Raw genomic sequence first — 25,589 nt, forward strand, 5'->3', positions numbered from 1 at the left:
CTCAGGCCGCGCTGCCGCCCACGGTGAGGCCGCCGATCAGCAGGGTCGGCTGGCCGACGCCGACGGGCACCCATTGCCCCGCCTTGCCGCAGTTGCCGATGCCGGGGTCGAGGCTGAAGTCGTTGCCGACGGCGCGGATCTTCTGGAGCGCCGTGGCGCCGTCGCCGATCAGGGTCGCGCCCTTCACCGGGGCGCCGACCTTGCCGTTCTTCACGCGGTAGGCCTCGGTGCAGGAGAAGACGAACTTGCCGTTGGTGATGTCGACCTGGCCGCCGCCGAAGCCCACCGCATATATGCCGTCCTTGACGTCGGCCACGATGTCGCCCGGCGTCGCGTCGCCGTTCAGCATGTAGGTGTTGGTCATCCGCGGCATCGGCGCGTGGGCGAAGCTCTGCCGCCGCCCGTTGCCGGTGGCGGGCACGCCCATCAGGCGGGCGTTCTGGCGGTCGTGCATGTAACCGACCAGCACGCCGTCCTCGATCAGCACGTTCTTGCCCGAGGGGGTGCCCTCGTCATCGACCGAGATCGAGCCGCGGCGGTCGGGAATCGTCCCATCGTCCAGAACGGTGACGCCCTTCGCGGCGATCCGCTGGCCCATGAGGCCGGCGAAGGCCGAGGTCTTCTTGCGGTTGAAATCGCCCTCCAGCCCGTGGCCGATGGCCTCGTGCAGCAGGATGCCCGGCCAGCCCGCGCCGAGGGCCACGTCCATCACCCCGGCGGGGGCGGGTTCGGCCGAGAGGTTGACCAGCGCGATCCTCAGCGCCTCGCGGGTCACGTCCTCCCAGTGCGCGCGGTCGATCAGGCCGGTCAGGCCGAATCGCCCGCCGCCGCCCATGCCGCCCGATTCGCGGCGGCCGTTCTCCTCGACGATGACGCTGACGTTCAGGCGGGTCATCGGCCGGACGTCGCGCACCAGGTGGCCTTCGGGGCGCAGGATCTCGACCTCCTGGATCGAGGCGGCGAGGGTCGCCGTGACCTGCACCACCCGGCGGTCGAGGCCGCGGGCGAAGGCGTCGATCTCGCGCAACGTGTCGAGTTTTAAGGAGAAAACCGCGTCGGTCATCGGGTCGTTGTCGGTGTAGAGCTTCACGTTGGTATGGCGCGGCGCCTCGGCCAGGGTGCCGCCGCCGTCGCCCACGGCGAGGCGCGCCGTTTCGCAGGCACGCTTCAGAGCGGCTTCGGAAATCTCGGTGGAATGGGCATAGCCCGAGGTCTCGCCCCGGACCGCGCGCAGGCCGAAACCTTCGGCGGCATCGTAGCTTGCCTGCCGCACGCGGCCGTCGTCGAAGGACAGCACCTCGGACCGGCGGCGTTCGAGGAACAGCTCGCCGTCGTCCGCGCCGTCCACGGCGCCCCGGAGCAGCGCCAGCGCCTGGCCCTCGTCCAGCAGGGTTTCGAACGGGCGGAAGGGGGTATCGGGCATGGAGGCTCCTTCGGGCAGGGGGCAGGCGAGCGGCGCATTGCCGCAACGGTTTGGCTTGTCCAATCGGGTCTAATATGGTTTCAGGACGCAAGAACACAACGGGAGGCGCCCCGAGGGCGGCATCCCGGGACTGGGCGGCCAATCCGCCCGCAGCCGAACGGGAACGAGAGATGCGCATTCAGACCAGATTTGCGGGCCTTCTGGCCGGATTCACCGCCGCCATGGCAGGCGGTGCCGCCATGGCGCAGGAGAACATCGACGCCATCGAGGGGCTCGAGATCATCGGCAAGCCGCACCAGGGCGGAATCGGCTTCCAGCCCGCGGCGACCGAGCTGGCGGCGGACATCCACTGGCTGGACGGCATGGTGCTGGTCATCATCACCGCGATCACGCTCTTCGTCGTCGCTCTGCTGGCGCTGGTGGCGATCCTGCACAACCGCCGCCGCAATCCCGTTCCGGCGAAGTTCACCCACAACACCCCGATCGAGATCACCTGGACGGTGGTGCCGATCGTCATCCTGATCTTCATCGGCGCCTTCTCGCTGCCGGTGCTGTTCAAGCAGCAGGAGATCCCGGACGCCGACCTGACGATCAAGGTCACCGGCTACCAGTGGTACTGGAGCTACGAATATGTCGACGACGGCTTCGGCTTCGACAGCTACATGATCGGTTCGCCCGCCACCGGCGGCGACAACCGGCTGACCCCCGAGGTGGTGCAGCAGCTCGAAGCGGCCGGATATTCGGCGGACGAGTTCCGCCTGGCCACCGACACCGCCGTGGTCGTGCCCGTGAACAAGGTCGTGGTGATGCAGGTCACCGGTGCCGACGTGATCCACTCCTGGACCATCCCCGCCTTCGGCGTGAAGCAGGACGCGGTGCCCGGCCGCCTGGCCGAGCTGTGGTTCAAGGCCGAGAAGGAAGGCATCTACTTCGGCCAGTGCTCCGAGCTCTGCGGGATCAACCACGCCTACATGCCGATCACCGTCAAGGTCGTGAGCCAGGAAGAGTACGACGCATGGCTCGGCCGGGCGAAAGGGCTCTATGCCGCCGACACCTCGGTGAAGCCGACCGTGCAGGTCGCCTCGGCCGAGTGATGCGGCCGCGCGGCGCGGAGGCTCCGCGCCGCACCGACCCTTGCCGCGGCGCCCGGCGCGCCGCGCTATGCCTTTGCAGCGCGGCCCAAAGGGCGGCGCGATCCCCTGCAATGCGGGGCCCCTCAGTTCAGGGATCGACAGGATGACCGACGCCACCACGATGATCGAGACGGAGTACGAGGCCGGCTTCGGCGACTACTTCGCGCTGCTGAAGCCGCGGGTGATGTCGCTGGTGGTGTTCACGGCCTTCGCGGGCCTGATGGTCGCCCCGGTCGAGATGCATCCGCTGGTCGCCTTCTGCGCGATCCTGTTCATCGCCGTGGGCGGCGGCGCCTCGGGCGCGCTGAACATGTGGTGGGACGCCGACATTGACGCCAAGATGCGCCGCACCGCAAAGCGTCCGATCCCGGCGGGCAAGGTCACGGGGGACGAGGCGCTGGCGATCGGGCTGGCGCTGTCGGGCTTCTCGGTCGTGATGCTGGGACTGGCGACGAACTGGCTGGCCGCCGCGATCCTGGCCTTCACCATCTTCTTCTACGCCGTCGTCTATTCGATGTGGCTGAAGCGGTCGACACCGCAGAACATCGTCATCGGCGGCGCCGCGGGCGCCTTCCCGCCGCTGATCGGCTGGGTCGCGGCCACGGGTCAGGTCAGCGTCGAGGCGCTCCTGATGTTCGGACTGATCTTCATGTGGACCCCGCCGCATTTCTGGGCGCTCGCGCTGTTCCTCAAGAAGGATTACGACACCGCGGGCGTGCCGATGCTCACCGTGACCCACGGGCGCAAGGTGACGCGGGCGCACATCCTCGTCTACACCCTGCTGCTGGCGCCGGTCGCGCTGTGGCTCGGCTTCACCCAAGTGGGCGGGCCGGTCTACCTGGCGGTCGCGGTGCTGGCGAACGGCTGGTTCGTCAAGGGCGCGATCGACATCTTCCGCCGCACCGAGGAGGTGGCCGAGGCCGACGGCTATGCCACCGAGAAGGCCTTCTTCAAGTTCTCGCTGCTTTACCTGTTCCTTCATTTCGGCGCGCTCATGGTCGACCAGGGCCTGCGCACCGCGGGAGTACTGTGACATGGCCATCCACGCCGAACACGAACTGCACAAGCGCCGCTTCTCGCGCAACCTCGGGGTCGGGCTTCTGCTCGCCGGGTTCGTCGCGCTGGTCTTCGGGCTGACCGTGGTCAAGGTCGAGCAGCTGGGCGCGGTCCAGGGCTTCGACCACGTCCTGCGGTCCGAGATGCTGCCGAAGGAGGAGGCGCCGAAGCCGTGAGGAACATGAATCCCAACACCCGCGTCGCCGTCAGCGCCCTTGCCGTGGTCGCGTTCATGGGCTCGATGGCTTGGGCGGCGATCCCGTTCTACAGCTGGTTCTGCCGCGTCACCGGCTATGGCGGCGCGACCGTCGAGGGGCAGGGGGCGTCCGAGGTGCTGGACCGCACCATGGCAATCCGCTTCGACGCCTCGACCGAGCCGGGGATGCCCTGGGAGTTCAAGCCGGTGGAGCGGCAGACCGAGATCCGCATTGGCGAGACCGGGCTTGCCTTCTACGAAGCCTACAACCCGACCGACCGCGTCGTCGCGGGCCAGGCGAGCTACAACGTCGCCCCCTACGAGGCCGGTGGTTACTTCACCAAGATCGACTGCTTCTGCTTCACCGAGCAGGTGCTGCAACCGGGCGAGCGGGTGATGATGCCCGTCACCTACTACGTCGACCCGGAAATCGTGAAGGACCGCGACGCGAAGTTTGTCAAACACATCACGTTGTCCTACACGTTCTACGAGATCCCGCTGCCGGAAAAGCAGGCCGCCCTGGATGGCGACCTGACCGACCAATAACAAGCCCGCCCCAAGGGCCCGAGACGAGAGACCAGCGACCATGGCGCACGAGAAGAACCACGACTACCACATCCTCCACCCCTCGATCTGGCCGCTGATGGGCGCCGTCGGCGGCTTCGTCATGCTGTTCGGCGCGGTGCTGTGGATGAAGGCGATCACGCCCTACATGTTCTTCATCGGCCTCGCGCTGGTGCTGTACGTCATGTACGCCTGGTGGTCCGAGGTAATCGCCGAGAGCAACCAGGGCGACCACACGCCGGTCGTGCGGATCGGCCTGCGCTACGGCTTCATCCTGTTCATCATGTCCGAGGTGATGTTCTTCGCCGCCTGGTTCTGGATGTTCTTCAAGCACGCCATGTACCCGGGCGGCCCCGAGCTTCCGGCCGAGTTCCAGACCTGGCCGCCGACCAACATCGAGGCCTTCGATCCCTGGCACCTGCCGCTGATCAACACGCTGATCCTGCTGTGCTCGGGCTGCGCGGCGACCTGGGCGCACCATGCGCTGGTGCACGAGAACAACCGCAAGGACATGGCCTGGGGCCTGATCATCGCGGTGGTCCTCGGCCTGCTGTTCACCGTCTTCCAGGCCTACGAATACAGCCACGCCGCCTTCGGCTTCTCCGGCAACATCTATGCCGCGACCTTCTTCATGGCGACGGGCTTCCACGGCGCGCACGTGATCATCGGCACGATCTTCCTGTTCGTCTGCTTCCTCCGCGTCCGTCAGGGCCATTTCACGCCCGAGAAGCATGTCGGCTTCGAGGCGGCGGCCTGGTACTGGCATTTCGTCGACGTGGTCTGGCTGTTCCTCTTCGCCGCCGTCTACATCTGGGGCAGCTGAGGCTTCGGGGGACGCGACGGACTGCGGCCGATACGCCGCTGGCGCGGCGTTGCCTTCGGCGAGGATATTTGTGAAGCAAAGATGGGGGGCGTTCGGGCGAAAGTCCGGCGCCCCTCGCGGTTTCGGGGAGTTCCATGCGATTCGTTGTTCCGGTCCTGTTCGGCATCGTCGGCTGCGCGATCCTGCTGTCCCTCGGCACCTGGCAGGTGCGCAGGCTGGCCTGGAAGGAGGGGATCCTCGCGTCGATCGAGGCGCGGATCGCGGCCGACCCCGTCGCGGTGCCGGAGACTCCCGACCCGGTGGCGGACAAGTACCTGCCGGTGACGGCGGAGGGCCGGGTGGGCAACGCGATGCTGCGGGTGCTGGTCAGCGCCCAGGGGATGGGGGCCGGGTATCGCATCATCTCGCCCTTCACGACCGACGGGGGGCGGGTGCTGCTGCTGGACCGCGGGATCGTGCCGGTGGACCAGGCGGCGCCGGTGGGTCACGCGGGCGAGGTGCGGGTGGTCGGGAACCTGCACTGGCCGGAAGAGACCGACGGCTTCACGCCCGCGCCGGACCTCGACGCCAACATCTGGTTCGCGCGGGACGTTGCCGCGATGGCAAAGGCGCTTGGCACCGAGCCGGTGCTGATCGTGCTGAGGGAGCGCAGCTTCGACGATGGCGCGGTGGTGCCGCGGCCGGTGGGCACCGAGGGAATCCCCAACGATCATTTCGGTTACGCCATCACCTGGTTTTCGCTGGCCGCCGTCTGGCTGGGGATGACAGGGGTTCTGCTCTGGCGTATGAGGCGGACCGGACGGAAGGAAACCCCATGAACTACATTTCCACCCGCGGCCGCGCGCCCGAGCTTGGCTTCGAGGACACGATGCTGGCGGGGCTGGCGCGGGACGGCGGGCTGTACGTCCCGGACGAGATCCCGCAGATGAGCGCGGACGAGATCGTGGCGCTGGCGGGGCTGCCCTACGAGGAGGCGGCCCTTCGGGTCATGCGGCCCTTCGTGGACCTGTCGGACGAGGTGCTGTCGGACCTCATCGCCAGGGCCTACGGCGGTTTCGGGCACGCGGCGCGTGCGCCCCTGAAACAGCTCGAGCCGGGGCTGTTCCTGCTGGAGCTGTTCCACGGCCCGACGCTGGCCTTCAAGGACTTCGCGATGCAGCTGATCGGTCAGCTCTTCGCCGAGTCCATGGCGCGGCGGGGGAGCCGGATCACCATCGTCGGCGCGACCTCGGGCGACACCGGGTCGGCGGCGATCGAGGCGTTCCGCGGGCTCGACAATGTCGACGTGTTCATCCTCTACCCCCATGGCCGGGTCTCCGAGGTGCAGCGGCGGCAGATGACGACGCCGGCCGAGGCGAACGTCCATGCGCTGGCGCTGGACGGCGATTTCGACGACTGCCAGGCGGCGGTCAAGGCGATGTTCAACGATTTCGAGTTCCGCGACGGCGTGGGGCTGACGGCGGTGAACTCGATCAACTGGGCGCGGGTGCTGGCGCAGGTGGTCTATTTCTTCACCTCCGCCGTGGCGCTTGGCGCGCCGCACCGCAAGGTCAGCTTCACGGTGCCCACCGGCAATTTCGGCGACATCTTCGCGGGCTACGTCGCCAAGCGGATGGGCCTGCCGATCGACCGGCTGGTGGTGGCGACGAACCGGAACGACATCCTGCACCGCACCCTGGCCGAGGGCGAGCACCGCAAGATGGGGGTCGCGCCGACGATCAGCCCGTCGATGGACATCCAAGTGTCTTCCAACTTCGAGCGGGCGCTGTTCGATGCCTACGGGCGGGATGGCGCGGCCGTGTCCCGGCTGATGGACGAGCTGTCGAAGGACGGCGGTTTCCCCGTCTCGCAGGGCGCGCTCCAGGCGCTGCGCGAGAGCTTCGATTCGGGCCGCGCCTCGGAGGAGGAGACGGTGGCGACGATCCGCGCCGTCCATGCCGCGACGGGCGAGGTGCTGTGCCCGCACTCCGCCGTGGGCGTGAAGGTGGCGCAGGAGCATCTGGACCCCGCCGTGCCGATGATCGCGTTGGCGACGGCCCATCCGGCGAAGTTCCCTGACGCCGTGGAAGGCGCCGTGGGGATGCGGCCCCCCCTTCCCAATCGCATGGCCGATCTCTATGACAGGCCGGAACGCCTGACCGAGGTGCCGAACGACCTCGACAGGCTCAAATCCCTGATCCGAGAGCGTATCGCCCCTTGACCGTACAGACCCACACGCTTGCCAACGGCCTGCGCATCGTCACCGAGAACATGCCGGGCCTCAAATCGGCCTCGGTCGGCATCTGGGTGAATGCGGGCGGGCGGCACGAGCGGCCCGAGCAGAACGGGATCGCGCATTTCCTGGAACACATGGCGTTCAAGGGGACCGAGCGGCGGACCGCCCTGCAGATCGCCGAGGCGATCGAGGACGTGGGCGGCTACATCAACGCCTATACCAGCCGCGAGATGACGGCCTATTACGCGCGGGTGCTGGAGGCGGACGTGCCGCTGGCGCTGGACGTGATCTCGGACATCGTGCTGAACCCGATCTTCGATCCGACCGAGATCGAGGTCGAGCGGGGGGTGATCCTGCAGGAGATCGGGCAGGTGCTGGACACGCCCGACGACATCGTCTTCGACTGGCTGCAGGAAGTCGCCTATCCGAACCAGCCCATGGGCCGGTCGATCCTGGGCCCGGCCGAGCGGGTTAGCGCCTTTTCCAAGGAGGACCTCTCCGGTTTCGTGAAGGAGCGCTACAGTCCGGGCGAGATGATCCTTGCCGCCGCGGGCGCGGTGGATCACGACGCGATCTGCAAGGCGGCCGAGGCGATCTTCGCGGGCATCGAGCGGCGGCCGTCCGAGCCGGTCAGCCCGGCCCTGTTCATGGGCGGCGAGCGGCGCGAGGCGCGGCCGCTGGAGCAGGTGCATTTCACGCTGGCCATGGAGGCGCCCGGATACCGCGATCCGGCGATGTACACCGCGCAGATCTATGCCTCGGCCCTCGGCGGCGGCATGTCCTCGCGGCTGTTCCAGGAGGCGCGGGAGAAGCGGGGCCTCTGCTATTCGATCTTCGCGCAGGCCGGGGCCTATGCGGACACCGGGATGCTGACGATCTATGCCGGCACCTCGGCCGCGCAGATCGCCGGGCTGGCCGAGCTGACGGTGGACGAGATGGCGCGCGCCGCGTCCGACATGACGCCGGAAGAGGTGGCGCGGGCGCGGGCGCAGATGAAGGCGGGACTTTTGATGGGGCTCGAAAGCCCGTCGAGCCGGGCCGAGCGCCTGGCGCGGCTGCTCGCCATCTGGGACCGCGTGCCGGATCTGGACGAGACCATCGCCAAGATCGACGACGTGACCACCGGCGACGTGAAGGAGTTCGCGGGCAAGGTCGCGGGCGGGCACCAGACGGCGATGGCGCTCTACGGTCCGGCCGAGAGCGCGCCGTCGCTGGAGGCCCTGACCGCGCGGCTTGCCGCCTGATGTTCCTGTCGCGGCGCCGGGTCCGGATCGAGACCGAGCGTCTGACCCTGCGCGCGCCCCAGCATGCCGATTTCCGGTCCTGGGCGGCGCTGCGCAGCTCCAGCGCCGAATTCCTGACGCCGTGGGAACCGACCTGGTCCCCCGACCACCTGAGCCGCAAGAGCTTCACCAACCGCGTCTACTGGGCCCAGCGGTCGATTTCGGGCGGCACCGCGCTGCCGCTGTTCCTGATCCGGCGGGAGGACCAGGTGCTGCTGGGGGCCGTGACGCTCGACAACATCCGCCGCGGCCCGGCGCAGGCGGGGACGGTGGGCTACTGGATCGGCGAGCCCCATGCGCGGGCGGGCTACATGCGCGAGGCGGTGACAGCGCTGATCCACCACGCCTTCACCGCGCTGGACCTGTCGCGGATCGAAAGCGCCTGCCTGCCCGAGAACGCCGCGTCGCGCGGGCTGCTGGAGAAATGCGGCTACAAGTACGAAGGCGTCGCGCAGAGCTATCTCCAGATCGACGGGCGGTGGCGCAACCATGTGCTCTACGCCAACCTTCGTGGCGACCGGCGGGGCAAGACCACCGTCGGCTGAGGCGGCGGACGGGCGGAGCGTGACACCGTCTGCCCGCGGCCTAACTGCTTCCCGAGACTTGCGCGCAAGACCCGGGAAGGACATGCCGATGCTGAAGCTCTGCCTGCTGCTGCTGGTTCTGCCCGCCGCCGCGCTCGCCGACGACTGGCAGGCGCTGGAACGGCCGGGCGTCATGGCGATCATGCGTCATGCGCTGGCTCCGGGCACGGGCGATCCGGCCGGCTTCACGCCTGGCGATTGCAGCACGCAGCGCAACCTCGACGACCGCGGCCGCTCGCAGGCGCGGGCCCTCGGCGCCGCCTTCCGCGACCGTGGAATCGCTTTCGACCGGGTGCTGGCGTCCGAGTGGTGCCGCGCGACGGAGACCGCGGCGCTGCTGGACCTCGGGCCGGTGGAGCCTGCGCCGGCGCTGAACTCCTTCTTCGCCGAGCGGCGGGACAATGCGCCCGCGCAGACGGCGGCGCTGCGCGACATCGTCACCGGGGCCGAGGGGCGGCTGATGATGGTCACGCACCAGGTGAACATCCGGGCGCTGACCGGGCGGTCCACCCGCTCGGGCGAAGTGCTGCTGATCCGCGAGGGCGAGGGCGGGATCGAGGTTGTCGGCTCGCTCCTTATCGGGCCCTGAGGCGGCATGGACGGCAGGGTTTCGCGTGGCACCGGCCCAAGGTCGGCGGGGCCGGTCCTGCGCCGGGGGGCTTGGTTGACACGCCCCATGACGCTTCGTATCCCGCTGCCCGACGCCGGGACCGCGCCGGATCGGGGCCGGATCGGGGCCGGATCGGGGCCGGGGCGATGCGGCGCAGGTGTGCATGACAGGTTCGGCGGGAACGCGCGTGCGGCGCCTCCCCCGGGATATGGTGAAGAGGACGAGGGGTTTGCGATGACGACAGGGTTTGCCAGCAGGACGCTACATCTCGCGGGGGCGCTTGCCGCCACGCTGTTCCTGGTCCTCGCCGTGGCGTTCGCCTCGTCGGCCCATGCGCAGTCGCCCCTGACGGGGGGATCCTCGGCCGCGACGGGCGAGGCGGAGGCGGAGAAATCGGCGAACGATGCGCCGCTGGCGACGCTGCTCGCGATCCTGAAGGACGACGCGGCCCGTGCCGACCTGATCGCCGAGCTGGAAAAGACCGTGGGCGAGAATCCCAAGGCCGGCGAGGAAGCAACCGCAGAGGCAGGCGATACCGCCGCCGACAACGCGCCGCTCGCGCAGCGTCTGGGCGATGCGGTCGGAGGCGACGGCGTGTCCTTCGGCCGGGCCGTCGCGCAGGTCACGCAGGAGGTTGCGCAGAACGCCGTCGCCTCGCTGACCGCGGTCTGGGAAACGCTGCGCTCGGGCGGGGCCGGGGGCGCCTTCGCGGGGCTGCGCGGTGACGAGCTGAGCGTGCTGGTCGACGCCATCCCGGGGCTTCTGGCGGTAATCGCCGTCACCGTGGCGATCTTCCTGCTGCTGCGCAGCCTGGCGAAGGGGTTCTATGCAAGGATGGGCCGCAAGGCCGAGAACAGCGGCATCGTCCGCTCGATCGGGCTGTTCCTGGGGTCCAACCTGACCGACGCGGCGATCGTCATCGTCGCATGGGCGGCCGGTTACGCGATCACCCTGCTGGTCCTCGGCAGCTATGGCCAGATCGGGATCCGCCAGACGCTGTACCTGAACGCCTTCCTGCTGGTCGAGATGTGCAAGGTGGTGATCCGCTCCTTCCTGTCGCCCATCGCCTCGGGCCTCCGGATCATCCCGGTGGGGGATGCGGCGGCGCGGGCGATGACGCGCTATCTCAGCATCGTGGTCAGCATCCTCGGCTACGGCCAGCTGCTGATCGTGCCGATCGTGAACCAGAGCATCAACTTCGCCGCCGCCAACGCCGTCTCGGCGCTGCTGTCGGCGCTGGTGGTGCTCTACCTCGCCTACATCGTGCTGCGTCGACGCCGCCAGGTGACGGCCTGGCTCCAGCGGGACGAGGGGCGGGACGTGGCGGCGGCCGAGGCATCGACCGCCGACCCCGAGGCGGTGCAGGAGGCCCGGCGCTCGTGGTCCTATCGGCTGATCCACGGGCTCGCCCGGCTCTGGCACTGGGTGGCGCTGATCTATCTGCTGGTGATGTTCGTCATCGTGCTGACGCAGGACGCCCAGACGACGCTGAACGCGCTGGTGGGATCGGCCAAGATCGTGGCCGCCCTGATCGTCGCCTCGATCGTCTCGCGCTGGCTGACCATGGCGATCCGTCGCGGCATCTCGCTGCCCGCGGACCTGAACGCGAAGCTGCCGCTGCTCGAACGTCGGATCAACGCCTTCGTGCCGCGCGCCTTCGGGGTGCTGCGGCTGGTGCTGCTGGTCTGCCTTCTGTTCTTCACGCTGGACGTGCTGGGGGTCGTGGACCTGCGCGGATGGATGAACAGCGAATTCGGGCTGGCCTTCACCGGCCGCGCGGTGTCGGTGGCGCTGATCCTCGTCGTCGCCTTCGCGATCTGGCTGGCGCTCAGCTCCTTCGTCGACTACCGGCTGAACCCGGAGTACGGCAGCGTTCCGACCTCGCGCGAGACGACGCTGCTGACGCTGCTCAGGAACGCCGCGACCATCGCGCTGGTGATCCTGACGCTGATGTTCGTGCTGTCCGAGATCGGGCTGAACATCGGGCCGCTTCTGGCCTCGGCCGGGGTGCTGGGCCTTGCCATCGGGTTCGGCGCGCAGAAGATGGTGCAGGACATCATCACCGGCGTGTTCATCCAGTTCGAGAACGTCATCAACGTGGGCGACGTCATTACCGTGGGCGGCACCACCGGCACGGTCGAGAAGCTGTCGGTGCGCTCGGTCTCGCTGCGCGACCTGCAGGGCGTCTTCCACATGATCCCGTTCTCGGGCGTGGATTCGGTCAGCAACTACAACCGCGGCTTCGCCTATGCGGTGATCGACATGGGCATCGCCTATCGCGAGAACGTGGACGACGCCAAGCAGGCGATGTTCGACGCCTTCGACATGATGATCGAGAACGAGCCTGACACGGCGGCGACGATCATCGGCGGGCTGGAGTGGTTCGGCCTGAACAGCTTCGGTGACAGCGCCGTGGTGCTGCGGGCGCGGATCAAGACCCAGCCGGGCAAGCAGTGGGGCGCCGGGCGCGTCTACAACGGCTACCTGAAGAAGGTCTTCGACGAGCGCGACATCGAGATCCCGTTCCCGCAGCAGACCCTGTGGTTCGGCGAGGCGAAGGACGGCAGCACCCAGCCGATCCGCATCGCCAACCCGAAACCGGAAAGGAAAGCGGTCGAGGGGTCGCGCCGGCACGGCGATGTCGAGGCGGGGCAGGATTTCCCCGACAGCGACGACGAGGACGGAGACGAGGGGCAGGTCTGAGCCTGCCCCAGTCCGGCGGCGGCGGGGCGGTCAGTCGCCGCCCTGGGCCGCCATCCGCTCGTGCCCCTCGCGGGACTGGACTTCGAGGAAGACACGGCGCACGACGGGGAAGCGCTCCTTGATGCGGGCCTCGGCCTCGGTCACCATCCGCTCGATCTTGCCTGCGTTCACGTTGTCGCGGAAGTCCACGCTGACCGTCACCAGAACGTCGCGCGGCCCGAAGTGGAGCGTGCGGATCTCGTTCAGGGCGATGATCTCGTCCGGGCTGCCGATGATCTCGCGCACGCCCTCGACCACATCCGGGTCGGTGCCTTCGCCGACCAGCAGCCCCTTCACCTCGATGGCGAGGAAGAAGGCGGTGCAGCCCAGCAGAATGCCGATCAGGATCGAAGCGCCCGCGTCCCAGACCGGGTTGCCGGTGAGCCAGGAGAGCGCGAGGCCGACCGCGGCGATGACGAGGCCGATGCAGGCGGCGGTGTCCTCGGCGAGGACGACGAACACCGACGGATCCTTCATGTCCTGAAGGTCGCGCAGCAGGCCGCGGTGCTTGCGGCTTTCGCGGAACTCGCGGATCGCGACGGACAGCGAATAGCCCTCGAAACACAGCGCGATGCCGAGGACGGCGAAGGGGATCCACGGGATCTCGTTGTGCTCCGACTCGCCGTGGAGCAGCGCGCGCACGCCCTCGTAGATCGACAGGCCCGAACCAAGCGCGAAGAGCATCACCGCGACGACGAAGGCCCAGAAGTAGATCTCGGCGCCATAGCCGAAGGGATGCCGGTCGTCCGCGGGCTGCTTCGCCCGCGCCATGCCGAGCAGGAGGAACCCCTGGTTGCCGGTGTCGATGACCGAGTGGATGCCCTCGGCCAGCATCGCGGAAGAGCCCGAGAAGGCCGCCGCGACGAACTTCGTCACCGCGATCCCGCAGTTGGCCGCCAGTGCGGCGATGACCGTGGCCTTGCCGTCGCCGCCGCCGTCCTTCGAGGTGTCGGATCCGCTCATGGGCTGCTGCCTCCTGTCCTGCTGTACGGTGCAGAACGCGGCGGGAGGGCGCAGGGTTCGGAATCCGTTCACGGTTTCTTCAGAATCCGTGATCGCAAGACGCGCTTCGCCCAACCCCTGACCCGCGCAAACGTGATCCGGCCGATCCCCTCGCGACGGATGACCTGCCGTCACGTCATGCTAGGCTTGGCGCGTCACAGGAAAGGATCCGCCCCATGCGCCGCCTTCTCGCCCTGCTGCTGATGCTGCCCGCCGCCGCCACGGCGCAGGACCGCCGACCCTCGCACTGCATCGCCATCGCGGACTCGACGCCGGGGCTGGAGTATGTCCAGAAGGCATCCTGGTCCGAGCCGGTGCCGGACTACGAGGTGCGGATCTCCTACCTCAACCACGCGATGTTCCTGATCCAGACGCCCGGCGGGCTTTCGGCCGTGACCGACTATACCGGGTACCTCGGGCCCGCCGATTTCGTGCCGGACGTGGCCACCATGAACCACGCCCATTCCTCGCACTGGACGGCGATGCCGGACGAGCGGATCCCGAACCTGCTGAAGGGCTGGGGCGACGGGCGGGTGCCGAACGAGCATCACGTCGATCTGGGCGAGATGCTGGTCAGGAACGTGCCGACCGACATCCGCTCTCCCTGGGACGCGGGGGTCGAGAAATACGGCAACTCGATCTTCGTGTTCGAGGTCGAGGGGCTGTGCATCGGCCATCTCGGCCACCTTCATCACGAACCCGACGACATGCAGTATGCCGCGCTCGGCCGGCTCGACGTGGTGATGGCGGCGGTGGACGGGGGGATGACGGTGGACCTGCCGACGATGATCCGGATCCTGAAGCGGCTGAAGTCGTCGGTGGTGATCCCGATGCACTGGTTCGGGCCGTCGAACCTCGAACGCTTCATCGCCGGGATGGCCGACGAGTTCGACATCGTGCGCACCGGCGAGACCAGCCTGACCGTGGGCCTGCGCAGCCTGCCCGAGCGGCCCACCGTCATGGTGCTGGACCCGAGGCCGCTCTTCGACGAGTGATCTTGCGCCTGTCCCGGTCCTCGGTATTCATGCCTTCATGCTGAATGCGATGACCGAGGCGCTGATCGCGCCGCTGACCGAACGGCTGGGGGCGAAGGCCCTGCGTCCGCTCTCCGATGCCTACCTGACCGAGCCGCGCGGCAAGTGGCGGGGCCATGCCGCCTGCGTCGTCGCCCCCGACAGCACCGAGGCGGTCGCCGAGGTGGTGCGCTTCGCCGCCGAGCACCGGGTGGGCATCGTGCCCTGGAGCGGCGGCACGGGGCTTGTGGGCGGGCAGACGGCACCCGATGGCCCGGCGCCGATCCTGCTGTCGCTCGAACGGATGACGCGGATACGCGGCGTCCACCCCGAGGAGAACGTGCTGGTGGCCGAGGCGGGCGCGATCCTTGCCGACGTGCAGGCGGCGGCGGCCGAGGCGGGGCGGCTGTTCCCGCTGTCCCTCGCCTCCGAAGGCTCCTGCCGGATCGGCGGCAACCTTGCGACCAACGCGGGCGGGGTGAACGTGCTGCGCTACGGCAATGCGCGCGAGCTGTGCCTCGGGGTAGAGGCGGTGCTGCCCGACGGCTCGATCCACCACGGCGCGCGGCGGCTGAGGAAGGACAACACCGGCTACGACCTGCGCCACCTGCTGATCGGGGCGGAGGGCACGCTTGGCATCATCACCGCGGCCAGCCTGCGGCTGTTCCCCGTCCCGGCCGAGCAGGGCGCGGCGCTGATGGTGGTCGAAAGCCCGGCGGCGGCGCTGTCGCTGCTGGCCATCGCGCAGGGGCTGACGGGCGGCGGCGTTTCAGCTTTCGAGCTGATCTCGGGCGTGGGCCTTCGTTTCCGCGCGGCGACCGGCCTTGCCCCGGCGCAGCCCTTCGAGACGGTGCCGGAGTGGCTGGTGCTTGTCGACCTCGGCCTCTCGGGCGGCGGCGATCCGGCCGAGGCGCTGGCGGCGATCTTCGAGGCGGGACTGGAGCAGGGGCTGGTCAGCGACGGGGTGATCGCCAGTTCGCTCGCGCAGCGCGACGAGTTCTGGGCGATCCGCGAGACGATCCCCGAGGCGAACAAGCGGATTGGCGCGGTGGTGTCGAACGACATCTCGCTGCCGCTGTCGGCGGTGCCGACCTTCATTGACCGCGCGAAGCAGGAAATCGCGCGGGTCGCGGATGTGCGGATCAACTGCTTCGGCCACCTTGGCGACGGCAACCTGCATTTCAACCTGTTCCCGCCCGAAGGCCGCGACAAGGTCGAGTACCGCGACCGGGAGACGGAGCTGCGGCGGGTGGTGGACGACCTCGTGGCATCGCTCGACGGCTCGTTCAGCGCCGAGCACGGGGTGGGGCGGCTGAAGGTGGGAGAACTGGAGCGCTACGGCGATCCCGCGAAGCTGGCGGCGATGCGGGCGATCAAGGCCGCGCTCGACCCACTCGGGATCATGAACCCGGGCGCTGTGCTGCGGGAGGGCTGAGGCTCAGGCCCGCCGCCAGAAGCCGAAGCCGAAGGGCGGAAGCCGTCCGTCCCCGTCGCCGAGACCCTGCGGCGCATCGGGGTCGGGGGTCCAGCCTTGGCCCGGATCGAAGCCGCACGGCCCGTTCGAGATGTTGCAGGCGACAAGGATCTCGTCCTCGCCCGCGATGCGGCGGAAGGCGAGAACCGGCGATTCGGCCTCTTCCCACTCGAGCCGCCCGAGGCGCAGCGCCTCGGAACCGCGGCGCCACTGGAACAGCCGCCGCGCCATTTGGAGGGTCGAGTCCGGCTCGGCCTCCTGCCGGTCCACGGCAAGACGCGCATGCCCCTTGCCGACCGGCATCCATGGCTGGCCCACCGAGAAGCCGAGCGCGTTCTCGTCCGCCGCCCAGGGCATCGGGGTGCGCGCCCCGTCGCGGCCGCGGTATTCCGGCCAGAAGGCCTGGCTGAACGGATCCACGATCTCGTCCTCGTGCAGGTCGCCGTCGGGCAGGCCCAGCTCCTCGCCCTGGTAGAGGCAGACCGTGCCGCGCAGGCCGGTCAGCAGCGCCAGCACCAGCCGCGCGAGGTACTGCGGCTCTCCGGCGAGGTGGTCGAGGCTGCCCCATCGGCTGATGCAGCGCTCGACGTCGTGGTTGGAGAACATCAGCGTCGGCCAGCCGTCCTGCATCCGCCGGTAGTAGCGTTCCAGCAGGTCGCGCAGCCGCTCGCCGTCGGGTACCTCGTTCAGCAGCGCGAAGGTATAGCACGAGTGCAGCCGGTCGTGGCCCTTGCTGTATTTCGCGCTGACCGCGACGCTGTCCACATCGCTGACCTCGCCCAGCAGGAAGCGTCCTTCGTAGCTGTCGGTCAGCTTGCGCAGGCGGTTCAGCAGCGGCAGGATCTGCGGCCGGTCGCGGTCGTAGATGTGGCTCTGGTAGCGGAACGGGCTGCCCGGTGCGCCGCCCTCGTTATAGCGCGGGCCCTCGGCGCCCGGCGGGTTGTCCCGCTGCTCGGGGTCGTTGACGAGCGCGGCGATCGCGTCCAGTCGCAGCCCGTCGATCCCGCGGTCAAGCCAGTGGCGGCAGATGTCGAGCATCGCGTCGACGACTTCGGGGTTGTTCCAGTTCAGCGTCGGCTGAGAGGCGAGGAAGTCGTGCAGGTAATACTGCTTGCGCACGTTGTCCCAGTTCCAGGCGGGGCCGCCGAAGGCGGAGATCCAGTTGTTCGGTGGCCCGCCCGCCTCGGCCGGGTCGGCCCAGACGTACCAGTCGCCGGTGCCGCCCTCGGGGTGGCGGCGGCTTTCCTGGAACCAGGGATGCTGGTCGGAGGTGTGGCAGAGCACCATGTCGAACATGATCCGCATGCCGCGGTCGTGGACCTCGGTGATCAGGCGGTCGAGATCCTCCTCGGTGCCGAACAGCGGGTCGATCCGGCGGTAATCGGTGATGTCGTAGCCGAAATCCTTCATCGGCGAGACGAAGACAGGGGTCAGCCAGATCGCATCTGCGCCGAGGGACTGGATATGGTCGAGCCGCGCGAGGATGCCGGGGATGTCGCCGATGCCGTCGTCGCCGCTGTCCTGGAAGCTGCGGACGTAGATCTCGTAGATCAGGGCGCCGCGCCACCAGGCGGTGCTGTCGTCGGCGGTGTCCGCTACGTGGTCGGCGGTGGCGGTGATCTTCGGCTTCTGCTTCTCGAATGTCATGTCCATCGGCTCCGGTCTTCCTCCTTCGGAGGGAAAACACGGGGGCCGGGACTGTGTTCCCGGGGCCTGGTCGCTCAGGCGCCCTCGAACGCGCAGAGGGCGTGGACATCCATGCCCATCTCCTCCAGCACCTTCCGCCCGCCAAGCTCGGGCAGGTCGACGATGAAGGCGCAGCCGACGATCTCGGCGCCCAGCCGCTCGATCAGTGCGATCCCGGCCGCGGCGGTGCCGCCGGTGGCCAGCAGGTCGTCGACAAGCAGCACCTTCTCGCCCGGTTGCAGGGCGTCGTCGTGGATCTCGACGATGGCCTCGCCGTATTCCAGCTTGTACTCTTGGCTGATCGTGGTGCCGGGCAGCTTGCCCTTCTTCCGGACCGGCACGAAGCCGGTGCCAAGCTGGTGCGCGATGGCGCCGCCCAGGATGAAGCCCCGCGCCTCCAGTCCCACGACCTTGTCGATGTCCTGCCCGGCATAGGGGTGCAGCATCTGGTCGACGCACATGCGGAAGCCGCGCGGATCGGCGAACAGGGTCGTCACGTCGCGGAACAGGATGCCTTCGTGGGGGAAGTCGACGATGGTGCGGATATAGTCGCGGACGGTCTTGGCCATGGGGCGGGCTCCGGCAAGTGCAGGGCGTCATGGCCCGGTGCCCTGCGTACAAAACCGCATCCCCGGGGACAATACGCAATGCGGGCGGCCCGTGGGGACCGCCCGCTTGCGTGACAGGTCCGGGGCCCGGTCGGGCCCCGGCGCAGGGATCAGATGTTGCCCGCCGACATCTCGCTGGCGATGTGGTCGGCCTGGCGGATCGCCAGGGCGACGATCGTCAGCGTCGGGTTCTCGGCCGCGCCGGTGGTGAACTGCGAGCCGTCCGAGACGAACAGGTTCGCGATGTCGTGGGTCTGGCCCCACTTGTTCACCACGCCGTCCTCGGGCTTCTCCGACATCCGGTTGGTGCCGAGGTTGTGGGTCGAGGGGTAGGGCGGCGTCGGCATCGTCCGCGTCGCGCCGAGGCTGTCGTAGATCTGCGAGCCGACCTTGTAGGCATAGTCGCGCATCGCCCGGTCATTGGCGTGATCCGAATAGTTCACGTTGGCGACCTTCAGCCCGTGCTGGTCCTCGACGTCCGAGAGGGTGACGCGGTTGTCCGCCTGCGGCATGTCCTCGCCGACGATCCACATGCCCGCCATGTTCTCGTACTGGTCGAGCGCCGAGGTGAACTCGCGGCCCCAGGCGCCGGGGTCGAGGAAGGCGGCCATGAACGGCAGCCCGAGGCTCAGCGTCTCGAGCTCGAACCCGCCGGAGAAGCCGCGGGAGGGGTCGTGGCGCGCTTCGTCGCGGACGATGCCGGCCATGGTCGTGCCGCGCCACATCTTCACCGGCTTGTCGAAGATGCCGTAGACCGATCCGGTGAGGTGCCGCATGTAGTTGCGCCCGACCTGGCCCGACGAGTTGGCCAGCCCGTCGGGGAACATCGACGAGGCCGAGTTCAGCAGCAGACGCGGGCTTTCCATCGAGTTGCCGGCCACGGCGACGATCCGCGCCTTCTGCATCTGCAGGTTGCCCGCCTCGTCGAAGTACTCGACGCCCGTGACCTTGCCCGCCTCGTTGTGCAGGATCCGCGCGACATGGCACTTCGAGCGCACCTCGAGGTTGCCCGTCGCCTCGCCCTCGGGGATGTCGGTGTAGGCGGCCGACCACTTGGCGCCCCACTTGCAGCCCTGGAAGCAGAAGCCGGTCTGCTGGCAGGACATCCGGTCGGTGTTGTCACGGCTGTTGATCGCCATGTTGCCGGTGTGGACTTCCTTGTAGCCTAGCTTCTTCGCGCCGGCCTCGAACACCTTGAAGTTGTTGTTTCCGGGCAGGCCGGGGTTGCCGTTGGTTCGGGTGACGTTCAGCTTCTTCTCGGCCTTGTCGTACCACGGCGCCATCTCGGCGTCGTCGATCGGCCAGTCGATCAGGCTTGCGCCGTCGATCGCGCCGTAGGTCGTCAGCGCCTTCCACTCGTGAGGCTGGAAGCGGAGCGAGGCGCCGGCCCAGTGGATCGTGGTGCCGCCCACGGCCTTGACGATCCAGGCGGGCAGGCCGGAGAAGTCCTTGGCCACCCGCCAGTCGCCCGACGTGGTGCGCGGGTCGGTCCAGGCCAGCTGGCCGAAACTGTCCCACTCGTCGTTGATGTAGTCCTCGGGCAGGTACCGCCCGCCCGCTTCCAGCGCGACCACCGAGACGCCCTTCTGGGCCAGTTCGTTGGCCAGGACACCGCCGCCCGCGCCGGTGCCGATGATGACGACGACGCTGTCGTCGTTCCTGTCGAAAGGTGCAGCCATCTTGTCGTCCTCCCTCAGCCTACCCAGGTGATGTCGTCGAAGCCGCGGTTGATGTAACCGCCCTGCGAGTAGGACTCGCCCTCGTAGCCGAAGATCGGCCAGATCGCCTTCTGGTTATAAAGTCCAGTCACCAGCCCGCCGCGGACGGTCTGGAAGAAGGCGTCGTCCTCCATCGAGCGTAGCACGTCCACGCGGTCGCGCTCCCAGCCGATGTTCAGGTAATCGTCGCCCTTCATCTCCATCGCCCTGGCGTTCAGCGCGGCGATGCCCTGCTCGGCCATCTCGGCCTTGTCCTGGGTGTCGTACCCCTTGACCGCGGCGGCATAGTATTCGTCGGCCACCCGGTCGTGGGGATAGATGTCGCGGGCCATCTGCACGAGCGTGGCGAAGCCCTCGGGGCTCATCGCCTGCATCTCGGTCGCCCAGGCGGCGTTCGATCCGGCGACATAGCCCGATCCGATGACGAAGGCGCCCATGGCGGTGGCCCCCGTCAGAAGCTGCCGCCGGGTCATGCCCCGCAGCGGTTTGGTGTGGGTGTTCACAACAGTCTCCTCCCTGTTTGTTGCTGGACCCGGCCCCGGCGCCCGGGGCCGGGCGCCCTACTTGAAGCGGCCCGACCGCTCCAGCACCTCGATCTGGTAGCCGTCGGGATCGGCGATGAAGAAGAACCGCCCGACGAGCTTTCCGTCCGGGGCGAACTCGACGATCTTGCGCGGGGAAAGCCCGGCCTCGGTCAGCCGGGCATGCTCGGCATCGAGGTCGGCGACCGAGACGGCGAGATGGCCATAGCCGTCGCCGAGGTCATAGGGCTCGGTCCGGCCCTTGTTCACGGTGAACTCGACCTCGAAATCGCTCTCGCCGTTCGACATGTAGACGAGGGTGAAGTCGCTGAAATCCAGCCTGTCCGCGATCTCCAGCCCGAAGGCGGTGCGGTAGAACGAGACCGCACGATCCTCGTCCAGCACCCGGATCATGCTGTGAATGGTTTTTGCCATGGGTCCTTCCTGTCTTCCGATGACAGGCAGGATAGGCCGGATTCGCGCGGCGGTGGTGGTAGCGGGTTACTACGCGGCGACGGATCCGCTGCGACCTTGGTCGTGGTTCTCGAGGAAGATCAGGCAGGAGGCGCGCAGGATCGAGGAGAAGTTCATCGGCCCCTCGCGCCGCGACTCGACCTCGCGGTGCAGTTCGGCGATCAGGTCGCTCAGCGCGCGCCCCTCGCTCGCCGCCATGCGTTCCAGCACCTCCCAGAAGGCGTTCTCCAGCCGGATGCTGGTCGAATAGCCCTCAAGCCGCAGGCTGCGCGTGGTCAGCGCATAGCGGTCCGGATCCTGACGGGAATAGATGCTGCACATGGGGCCCTCCGCGCACGGTTCTCTGGGTGCCTGACGAACAGGCTAACCGCACAGATCCTGCGAGTCCACATAACACCTGCGTGTCCCGTGGCCCCTTCGGGCCTCAGGCCAGCATCCGTCCCGCCACCGCGCCGAGCTTCGCCACCAGGTCCGGGTCGCGCTTGTCCGGCGCGGTCATCAGCGCGTAGTCGAGCGCGCGGTCGCAGCCATGGGGGCAGGGCGCGCGATCCTTGCCCAGAAGCCCCGGCAGGCGGGCGACGAGCGCCCGCGCCTTGGCGGCGTTCCCCTGGAGCGTCTCGATGATCTGGGTGATCGCGACCTCGCCGTGGTCGGGGTGCCAGCTGTCGTAGTCGGTGATCATGGCGACGGAGGCATAGCAGAGCTCGGCCTCGCGGGCGAGCTTGGCCTCGGGCATGTTGGTCATGCCGATCACGTCGCAGCCCCAGACCTCGCGATAGAGCCTGCTCTCCGCCAGGGTCGAGAACTGCGGCCCCTCCATCGCGAGGTAGGTGCCGCCGTCGTGCACGGTGATGCCCTCGGCCCGCGCCGCCTCGAGCGCGGCCCTGCCGAGGCGCGGGCAGGTCGGGTGCGCGACCGAGACATGGGCGACGCAGCCCTCTCCGAAGAACGACTTCTCCCGCGCGAAGGTGCGGTCGACGAACTGGTCGACGACCACGAAATCGCCCGGCGCCATCTCCTCGCGGAACGAGCCGCAGGCGGAGACCGAGAAGACGTCGGTCACGCCCAGCCGCTTCAGCGCGTCGATGTTGGCGCGGTAGGGAACGGTCGAGGGCGAATGGACGTGGCCGCGGCCGTGGCGCGGCAGGAAGGCCATCGCCACCCCGTCGAGCGTGCCGGTCAGGATCCTGTCCGAGGGCGTGCCGAAGGGGCTGTCGACGGCCACCCACTCCGCCCCCTCCAGCCCCTCGATGTCATAGATCCCCGATCCGCCGATGATCCCGATCCTCGTCGCCGACATGCTGTAACCCCGCGTTGTTGCGCCGGGATACTTGCCGCTCGCCGGGGAAGTTTCAACCGCGCGCCGTCAGATCACGAAGGTCTTCGCCGCCGCGCCAAGCTTGTAGCACTCCTGAAGCGTCGTGCCGACGGCGATGAGCGTGTTCGCATGGGCCGCCGTTTCGCCGAGCGTGCCGGCGATGAAGGCCGGCCCGCCGAACTGCGAGCAGGTGATGTCGCAGATCACGGTCTGGTTGTCCCGCTTCGCCACGACGAAATAGTGATCGCCCGGGTTGGCGATGCGCACCACCCGCGACTCGTAGAAATGGGCGCGGTGACGCATGAACTTGGCCGCGACGACCGAGGCGTAGATGCACCAGCCCTTCAGCCCCTGGGCCGGCTTCTTGATGCCCATCGGGCTGCCCTTCCGGTCGGTCAGGTCGATCAGGGCCGCGGCCACGGTGTTGCTCATCCCGTAGGGGCCGCCCGCGGCGTCGGGCAATTCCGCGGCCCCGACGGCATTGTAGAGGTCGCAACAGAACTGGATGAAAAGGTTGTCTGGATTAAGGACTTCGGCCATGGCTCAATTCTCCGGGTCGCGGCACCAATTGCCGCACATCCGAGGCTGACGCAGGGTCAGTGCCGTGGCAAGCGGGCCGGAGGCAGGGTTTTCCGCCATTGCCGGGCCTGCGGCGATTGGCGGTGGCGTCCTGGGGGCGAGCCTGCTAGGGGATGCCGCACAGCAGAAAATCCTGATTTCCGGACGAGGTCATTCCCGTGGCAAAGACGCTTTTGGCAACCTTCGGCGATGCGCTGAACCTGAAACCCCAGTCGGTCGAACTCTCGCCCGCGCGGCTGAAGACCGAGATCCTGTCGGGCCTCACGGTGGCGCTCGCGTTGGTCCCCGAGGCGGTGGCCTTCGCCTTCGTCGCCGGGGTGAACCCGCTGGTCGGTCTTTACGCCGCTTTCATCGTTGGGCTGATCACCGCGCTGATCGGCGGCCGGCCCGGCATGATCTCGGGTGCGACGGGGGCGCTGGCGGTGGTGATGGTCAGCCTCGTCGCGCAGCACGGGGTCGAGTACCTGTTCGCCACGGTTGTGCTGATGGGGCTGATCCAGATCTTCGCGGGCGTCATGCGGTGGGGCAAGTTCATCCGGCTGGTGCCGCATCCGGTGATGCTGGGCTTCGTCAACGGGCTGGCCATCGTGATCTTCCTCGCCCAGCTCGGCCAGTTCCAGGTGCCGGGCACCGCCACGGGCGGCGGCCACGGCGTGGCGAGCGGGCAGTGGCTGAGCGGCGTGCCTCTGTACCTGATGCTGGCGCTGACGGCGCTGACCATGGCGATCATCTGGGCCACGCCGAAGCTGACCACGGCCATTCCCGCGCCGCTCGCGGGCATCGCGATCACGGCGGTTCTCGTGATCGCCCTCGGAATCGAAGTGCCGCGGGTGGGCGATCTCGCCTCCATCCAGGGCGGGTTGCCGACGTTCCACATCCCGATGGTGCCTCTCACGCTCGAAACGCTCGAGATCGTCCTGCCCTACGCGCTGATCCTCGCCGCGATCGGGCTGATCGAGTCGCTGTTGACGCTGAACCTCGTGGGCGAGATCACGGGCGAGCGCGGCGGCGCTTCGCAGGAGTGCATCGCGCAGGGGGCGGCGAACACCGTCACCGGCTTCTTCGGCGGCATGGGCGGCTGCGCAATGATCGGCCAGTCGATGATCAACGTGAAATCCGGCGGGCGCACCCGCATAGCCGGGGCCGCCGCCGCGCTGTTCCTGCTGGTGTTCATCGTCGTCGCCGCGCCGCTGATCGAGCAGATCCCGCTCGCCGCGCTCGTCGGCGTGATGTTCATGGTGGTGATCGGCACCTTCGCCTGGAATTCGATCAGGATCCTGAGGAAGGTGCCGCTGACCGATGCCTTCGTGATCGTGCTGGTCACGGTGGTGACGGTGATGACCGACCTTGCGACCGCCGTGGTCGTCGGCGTCATCGTCTCCGCCCTGGCCTATGCCTGGCAGAACGCGACACGGATCGCCGCCAGCACCTATCGCACGCCGGAGGGGGCGAAGGTCTACAAGGTCACGGGGCCGCTGTTCTTCGGCTCGGCCGACGGCTTTGCCGAGCTGTTCGATCCGGCGAACGATCCGCAGACGGTGATCGTCGATTTCGAGGGCAGCCGCGTCGCCGACCAGTCGGCGCTGTCCGCGATCGAAAGCGTCGCCGCGAAGTACGAGGCGGCGGGCAAGCGGCTGCAACTGCGCCACCTGAGCCGCGACTGCCACTACCTGCTGAAGAAGGCGGGCCAGCTTGTCGTCGACAGCGACGACGACCCCGACTACCAGATCGCGACCGACTACGGCGTGCGGACGGGCCAGCTCGGCGGGCACTGAGGCCCGCCGCTTCGGCGCTCAGCCGCGGCCGATGAAGGGCATGTTGGTGGCCATGATGGTCATGAACTGGACGTTGGCCTCCAGCGGAAGCTGCGCCATGTGGACCACGGCGTTGGCGACATGGGTCACGTCCATCACCGGCTCGGGCTTAATCGACAGGTCCGCCTGGGGGACGCCCCCGCCCATGCGGCTGGTCATCTCCGACGCCGCGTTGCCGATGTCGATCTGACCGCAGGCGATGTTGTAGGGCCGCCCGTCCAGCGACAGCGTGCGGGTCAGCCCGCTGATCGCGTGCTTCGAGGCGGTGTAGGGGGCCGAGCCGGGGCGCGGGACATGGGCCGAGATCGAGCCGTTGTTGATGATCCGCCCGCCCTGGGGATCCTGCTTGCGCATCAGGATGAAGGCCGCGCGGGCGACGATGAAGGCGCCGTTGAGGTTGACGTTGATCGTGTGCAGCCAGTCCTTCACCGGCACGTCGCCCACCGGCGCGGCGGGCACGTTCACGCCCGCGTTGTTGAACAGCACGTCGAGGCGGCCGTGGTCCTTCTCGATCCGCGCGAACAGCGCATCGGTGGCCTCGGGATCGGTGACATCGCAGGAGATCGCGCTGGCGCGGCCCTCGCCGATCATCGCCACCGTCTCTTCCAGCGCGTCCATGCGCCGCCCGGTGACGACGGTGTGGAACCCGGCCTCGGCCAGGGCCTTCGCGCAGGCCCGGCCCACGCCGGAGCCGCCGCCGGTCACGAGTGCGATCTGTGTCATTGGAGTGTCCCTTCCGTTTCGCCGCGCCTG

25 protein-coding genes are annotated in these 25,589 nt (G+C 68.5%); 14 read left to right on the forward strand and 11 right to left on the reverse strand.

Going from position 1 to position 25,589, the window contains the following annotated elements; all coding sequences use genetic code 11:
• Position 1 precedes the first annotated feature (1 nt).
• On the reverse strand, positions 2 to 1,423 hold the full coding sequence (gene tldD / locus A7B20_RS11385) for a metalloprotease TldD (protein WP_102108705.1): 1,422 nt from the start codon (positions 1,421 to 1,423) through the stop codon (positions 2 to 4).
• Positions 1,424 to 1,593: 170 nt separating this feature from the next.
• Here tldD and coxB point away from each other — a divergent pair, with 170 nt between their 5' ends.
• The 11 genes from coxB (at position 1,594) to A7B20_RS11440 (ending at position 12,590) form a co-directional block, all read left to right on the forward strand.
• Entirely contained in the window at positions 1,594 to 2,517 is a 924-nt protein-coding gene (gene coxB / locus A7B20_RS11390; protein ID WP_102108706.1) for a cytochrome c oxidase subunit II, read from the forward strand.
• 142 nt (positions 2,518 to 2,659) lie between these two features.
• On the forward strand, positions 2,660 to 3,589 hold the full coding sequence (cyoE, locus tag A7B20_RS11395) for a heme o synthase (RefSeq protein ID WP_102108707.1): 930 nt from the start codon (positions 2,660 to 2,662) through the stop codon (positions 3,587 to 3,589).
• 1 nt (position 3,590) lies between these two features.
• On the forward strand, positions 3,591 to 3,788 hold the full coding sequence (locus tag A7B20_RS11400) for a hypothetical protein (RefSeq protein WP_102108708.1): 198 nt from the start codon (positions 3,591 to 3,593) through the stop codon (positions 3,786 to 3,788).
• A 5-nt stretch (positions 3,789 to 3,793) separates the two neighbouring features.
• The gene (locus A7B20_RS11405; protein WP_102108709.1) at positions 3,794 to 4,354 is read left to right on the forward strand and encodes a cytochrome c oxidase assembly protein; all 561 of its coding nucleotides are present in this window, start codon (positions 3,794 to 3,796) and stop codon (positions 4,352 to 4,354) included.
• A gap of 40 nt (positions 4,355 to 4,394) precedes the next feature.
• Entirely contained in the window at positions 4,395 to 5,195 is an 801-nt protein-coding gene (locus tag A7B20_RS11410) for a cytochrome c oxidase subunit 3 (RefSeq protein WP_102108710.1), read from the forward strand.
• A 134-nt stretch (positions 5,196 to 5,329) separates the two neighbouring features.
• Positions 5,330 to 6,013 carry an SURF1 family protein gene (locus A7B20_RS11415; RefSeq protein ID WP_102108711.1) on the forward strand — a complete coding sequence of 228 codons (684 nt, stop codon included), beginning with the start codon at positions 5,330 to 5,332 and terminating at the stop codon, positions 6,011 to 6,013.
• Positions 6,010 to 7,395 carry a threonine synthase gene (gene thrC, locus A7B20_RS11420; RefSeq protein ID WP_102108712.1) on the forward strand — a complete coding sequence of 462 codons (1,386 nt, stop codon included), beginning with the start codon at positions 6,010 to 6,012 and terminating at the stop codon, positions 7,393 to 7,395. Before A7B20_RS11415 ends, thrC begins: the two co-directional genes overlap by 4 nt.
• Complete coding sequence (locus A7B20_RS11425) at positions 7,392 to 8,654, forward strand: M16 family metallopeptidase (RefSeq protein ID WP_102108713.1); 1,263 nt, start codon at positions 7,392 to 7,394, stop codon at positions 8,652 to 8,654. Before thrC ends, A7B20_RS11425 begins: the two co-directional genes overlap by 4 nt.
• Positions 8,654 to 9,238 carry a GNAT family N-acetyltransferase gene (locus A7B20_RS11430; protein ID WP_102108714.1) on the forward strand — a complete coding sequence of 195 codons (585 nt, stop codon included), beginning with the start codon at positions 8,654 to 8,656 and terminating at the stop codon, positions 9,236 to 9,238. The genes A7B20_RS11425 and A7B20_RS11430 overlap by 1 nt, the downstream gene beginning before the upstream one ends.
• A gap of 88 nt (positions 9,239 to 9,326) precedes the next feature.
• The gene (locus A7B20_RS11435) at positions 9,327 to 9,866 is read left to right on the forward strand and encodes a histidine phosphatase family protein (RefSeq protein ID WP_245866827.1); all 540 of its coding nucleotides are present in this window, start codon (positions 9,327 to 9,329) and stop codon (positions 9,864 to 9,866) included.
• A 255-nt stretch (positions 9,867 to 10,121) separates the two neighbouring features.
• Positions 10,122 to 12,590, forward strand: a complete 2,469-nt coding sequence (locus A7B20_RS11440) for a mechanosensitive ion channel domain-containing protein (protein WP_102108716.1) — start codon at positions 10,122 to 10,124, stop codon at positions 12,588 to 12,590.
• Between the two features lie 30 nt (positions 12,591 to 12,620).
• Here the strand turns inward: A7B20_RS11440 and A7B20_RS11445 are convergent, their stop codons facing one another.
• Entirely contained in the window at positions 12,621 to 13,592 is a 972-nt protein-coding gene (locus A7B20_RS11445; protein WP_102108717.1) for a cation diffusion facilitator family transporter, read from the reverse strand.
• A 215-nt stretch (positions 13,593 to 13,807) separates the two neighbouring features.
• Between A7B20_RS11445 and A7B20_RS11450 the strand changes: the two genes are divergently transcribed.
• Both A7B20_RS11450 and A7B20_RS11455 read left to right on the forward strand, forming a co-directional pair.
• The gene (locus A7B20_RS11450) at positions 13,808 to 14,626 is read left to right on the forward strand and encodes an MBL fold metallo-hydrolase (RefSeq protein ID WP_102108718.1); all 819 of its coding nucleotides are present in this window, start codon (positions 13,808 to 13,810) and stop codon (positions 14,624 to 14,626) included.
• 37 nt (positions 14,627 to 14,663) lie between these two features.
• Positions 14,664 to 16,079, forward strand: coding sequence for an FAD-binding oxidoreductase (locus A7B20_RS11455; protein ID WP_102108719.1), 1,416 nt, complete (start codon positions 14,664 to 14,666; stop codon positions 16,077 to 16,079).
• A 3-nt stretch (positions 16,080 to 16,082) separates the two neighbouring features.
• Here A7B20_RS11455 and A7B20_RS11460 read toward each other — a convergent pair whose 3' ends face one another.
• The 8 genes from A7B20_RS11460 to A7B20_RS11495 form a co-directional block, all read right to left on the reverse strand.
• Complete coding sequence (locus tag A7B20_RS11460) at positions 16,083 to 17,765, reverse strand: alpha-amylase family glycosyl hydrolase (RefSeq protein WP_172961001.1); 1,683 nt, start codon at positions 17,763 to 17,765, stop codon at positions 16,083 to 16,085.
• A 74-nt stretch (positions 17,766 to 17,839) separates the two neighbouring features.
• Entirely contained in the window at positions 17,840 to 18,373 is a 534-nt protein-coding gene (locus A7B20_RS11465) for an adenine phosphoribosyltransferase (RefSeq protein WP_102108721.1), read from the reverse strand.
• Between the two features lie 149 nt (positions 18,374 to 18,522).
• On the reverse strand, positions 18,523 to 20,091 hold the full coding sequence (locus tag A7B20_RS11470; protein ID WP_102108722.1) for a GMC family oxidoreductase: 1,569 nt from the start codon (positions 20,089 to 20,091) through the stop codon (positions 18,523 to 18,525).
• Positions 20,092 to 20,105: 14 nt separating this feature from the next.
• Positions 20,106 to 20,603, reverse strand: coding sequence for a Twin-arginine translocation pathway signal (locus tag A7B20_RS11475; RefSeq protein WP_172961002.1), 498 nt, complete (start codon positions 20,601 to 20,603; stop codon positions 20,106 to 20,108).
• An 87-nt stretch (positions 20,604 to 20,690) separates the two neighbouring features.
• Positions 20,691 to 21,086, reverse strand: coding sequence for a VOC family protein (locus A7B20_RS11480; RefSeq protein WP_102108724.1), 396 nt, complete (start codon positions 21,084 to 21,086; stop codon positions 20,691 to 20,693).
• Positions 21,087 to 21,155: 69 nt separating this feature from the next.
• A complete protein-coding gene (locus A7B20_RS11485; RefSeq protein WP_102108725.1) occupies positions 21,156 to 21,446 on the reverse strand; it encodes a ribbon-helix-helix domain-containing protein in 291 nt (96 codons plus the stop codon).
• A gap of 103 nt (positions 21,447 to 21,549) precedes the next feature.
• Positions 21,550 to 22,425: an S-methyl-5'-thioadenosine phosphorylase gene (locus A7B20_RS11490; protein ID WP_102108726.1), complete on the reverse strand. Its 876-nt coding sequence runs from the start codon at positions 22,423 to 22,425 to the stop codon at positions 21,550 to 21,552.
• A 66-nt stretch (positions 22,426 to 22,491) separates the two neighbouring features.
• The gene (locus A7B20_RS11495) at positions 22,492 to 22,983 is read right to left on the reverse strand and encodes a hypothetical protein (RefSeq protein WP_102108727.1); all 492 of its coding nucleotides are present in this window, start codon (positions 22,981 to 22,983) and stop codon (positions 22,492 to 22,494) included.
• 233 nt (positions 22,984 to 23,216) lie between these two features.
• Between A7B20_RS11495 and A7B20_RS11500 the strand changes: the two genes are divergently transcribed.
• Positions 23,217 to 24,797: a SulP family inorganic anion transporter gene (locus tag A7B20_RS11500; protein ID WP_425437160.1), complete on the forward strand. Its 1,581-nt coding sequence runs from the start codon at positions 23,217 to 23,219 to the stop codon at positions 24,795 to 24,797.
• An 18-nt stretch (positions 24,798 to 24,815) separates the two neighbouring features.
• Here the strand turns inward: A7B20_RS11500 and A7B20_RS11505 are convergent, their stop codons facing one another.
• Positions 24,816 to 25,559 (reverse strand): SDR family oxidoreductase, encoded by a 744-nt coding sequence (locus A7B20_RS11505; protein WP_102108729.1) that lies wholly within the window; start codon positions 25,557 to 25,559, stop codon positions 24,816 to 24,818.
• Between the last annotated feature and the right edge of the window lie 30 nt (positions 25,560 to 25,589).

Source organism: Oceaniglobus roseus, assembly GCF_002869745.1.
Lineage (GTDB): Bacteria > Pseudomonadota > Alphaproteobacteria > Rhodobacterales > Rhodobacteraceae > Oceaniglobus > Oceaniglobus roseus.

Bases quoted from the DNA above. Each gene is read 5' to 3' on its own strand.
- A7B20_RS11475 (WP_172961002.1), bottom strand. From the start codon at position 20,603: ATGACCCGGCGGCAGCTTCTGACGGGGGCCACCGCCATGGGCGCCTTC.
- A7B20_RS11435 (WP_245866827.1), top strand. From the start codon at position 9,327: ATGCTGAAGCTCTGCCTGCTGCTGCTGGTTCTGCCCGCCGCCGCGCTC.
- A7B20_RS11460 (WP_172961001.1), bottom strand. From the start codon at position 17,765: ATGACATTCGAGAAGCAGAAGCCGAAGATCACCGCCACCGCCGACCAC.
- A7B20_RS11495 (WP_102108727.1), bottom strand. From the start codon at position 22,983: ATGGCCGAAGTCCTTAATCCAGACAACCTTTTCATCCAGTTCTGTTGC.
- A7B20_RS11445 (WP_102108717.1), bottom strand. From the start codon at position 13,592: ATGAGCGGATCCGACACCTCGAAGGACGGCGGCGGCGACGGCAAGGCC.
- A7B20_RS11450 (WP_102108718.1), top strand. From the start codon at position 13,808: ATGCGCCGCCTTCTCGCCCTGCTGCTGATGCTGCCCGCCGCCGCCACG.
- A7B20_RS11400 (WP_102108708.1), top strand. From the start codon at position 3,591: ATGGCCATCCACGCCGAACACGAACTGCACAAGCGCCGCTTCTCGCGC.
- cyoE (WP_102108707.1), top strand. From the start codon at position 2,660: ATGACCGACGCCACCACGATGATCGAGACGGAGTACGAGGCCGGCTTC.
- A7B20_RS11405 (WP_102108709.1), top strand. From the start codon at position 3,794: ATGAATCCCAACACCCGCGTCGCCGTCAGCGCCCTTGCCGTGGTCGCG.
- A7B20_RS11415 (WP_102108711.1), top strand. From the start codon at position 5,330: ATGCGATTCGTTGTTCCGGTCCTGTTCGGCATCGTCGGCTGCGCGATC.
- A7B20_RS11465 (WP_102108721.1), bottom strand. From the start codon at position 18,373: ATGGCCAAGACCGTCCGCGACTATATCCGCACCATCGTCGACTTCCCC.
- A7B20_RS11480 (WP_102108724.1), bottom strand. From the start codon at position 21,086: ATGGCAAAAACCATTCACAGCATGATCCGGGTGCTGGACGAGGATCGT.
- thrC (WP_102108712.1), top strand. From the start codon at position 6,010: ATGAACTACATTTCCACCCGCGGCCGCGCGCCCGAGCTTGGCTTCGAG.
- tldD (WP_102108705.1), bottom strand. From the start codon at position 1,423: ATGCCCGATACCCCCTTCCGCCCGTTCGAAACCCTGCTGGACGAGGGC.
- A7B20_RS11430 (WP_102108714.1), top strand. From the start codon at position 8,654: ATGTTCCTGTCGCGGCGCCGGGTCCGGATCGAGACCGAGCGTCTGACC.
- A7B20_RS11470 (WP_102108722.1), bottom strand. From the start codon at position 20,091: ATGGCTGCACCTTTCGACAGGAACGACGACAGCGTCGTCGTCATCATC.
- A7B20_RS11490 (WP_102108726.1), bottom strand. From the start codon at position 22,425: ATGTCGGCGACGAGGATCGGGATCATCGGCGGATCGGGGATCTATGAC.
- A7B20_RS11505 (WP_102108729.1), bottom strand. From the start codon at position 25,559: ATGACACAGATCGCACTCGTGACCGGCGGCGGCTCCGGCGTGGGCCGG.
- A7B20_RS11410 (WP_102108710.1), top strand. From the start codon at position 4,395: ATGGCGCACGAGAAGAACCACGACTACCACATCCTCCACCCCTCGATC.
- A7B20_RS11440 (WP_102108716.1), top strand. From the start codon at position 10,122: ATGACGACAGGGTTTGCCAGCAGGACGCTACATCTCGCGGGGGCGCTT.
- A7B20_RS11485 (WP_102108725.1), bottom strand. From the start codon at position 21,446: ATGTGCAGCATCTATTCCCGTCAGGATCCGGACCGCTATGCGCTGACC.
- A7B20_RS11455 (WP_102108719.1), top strand. From the start codon at position 14,664: ATGCTGAATGCGATGACCGAGGCGCTGATCGCGCCGCTGACCGAACGG.
- coxB (WP_102108706.1), top strand. From the start codon at position 1,594: ATGCGCATTCAGACCAGATTTGCGGGCCTTCTGGCCGGATTCACCGCC.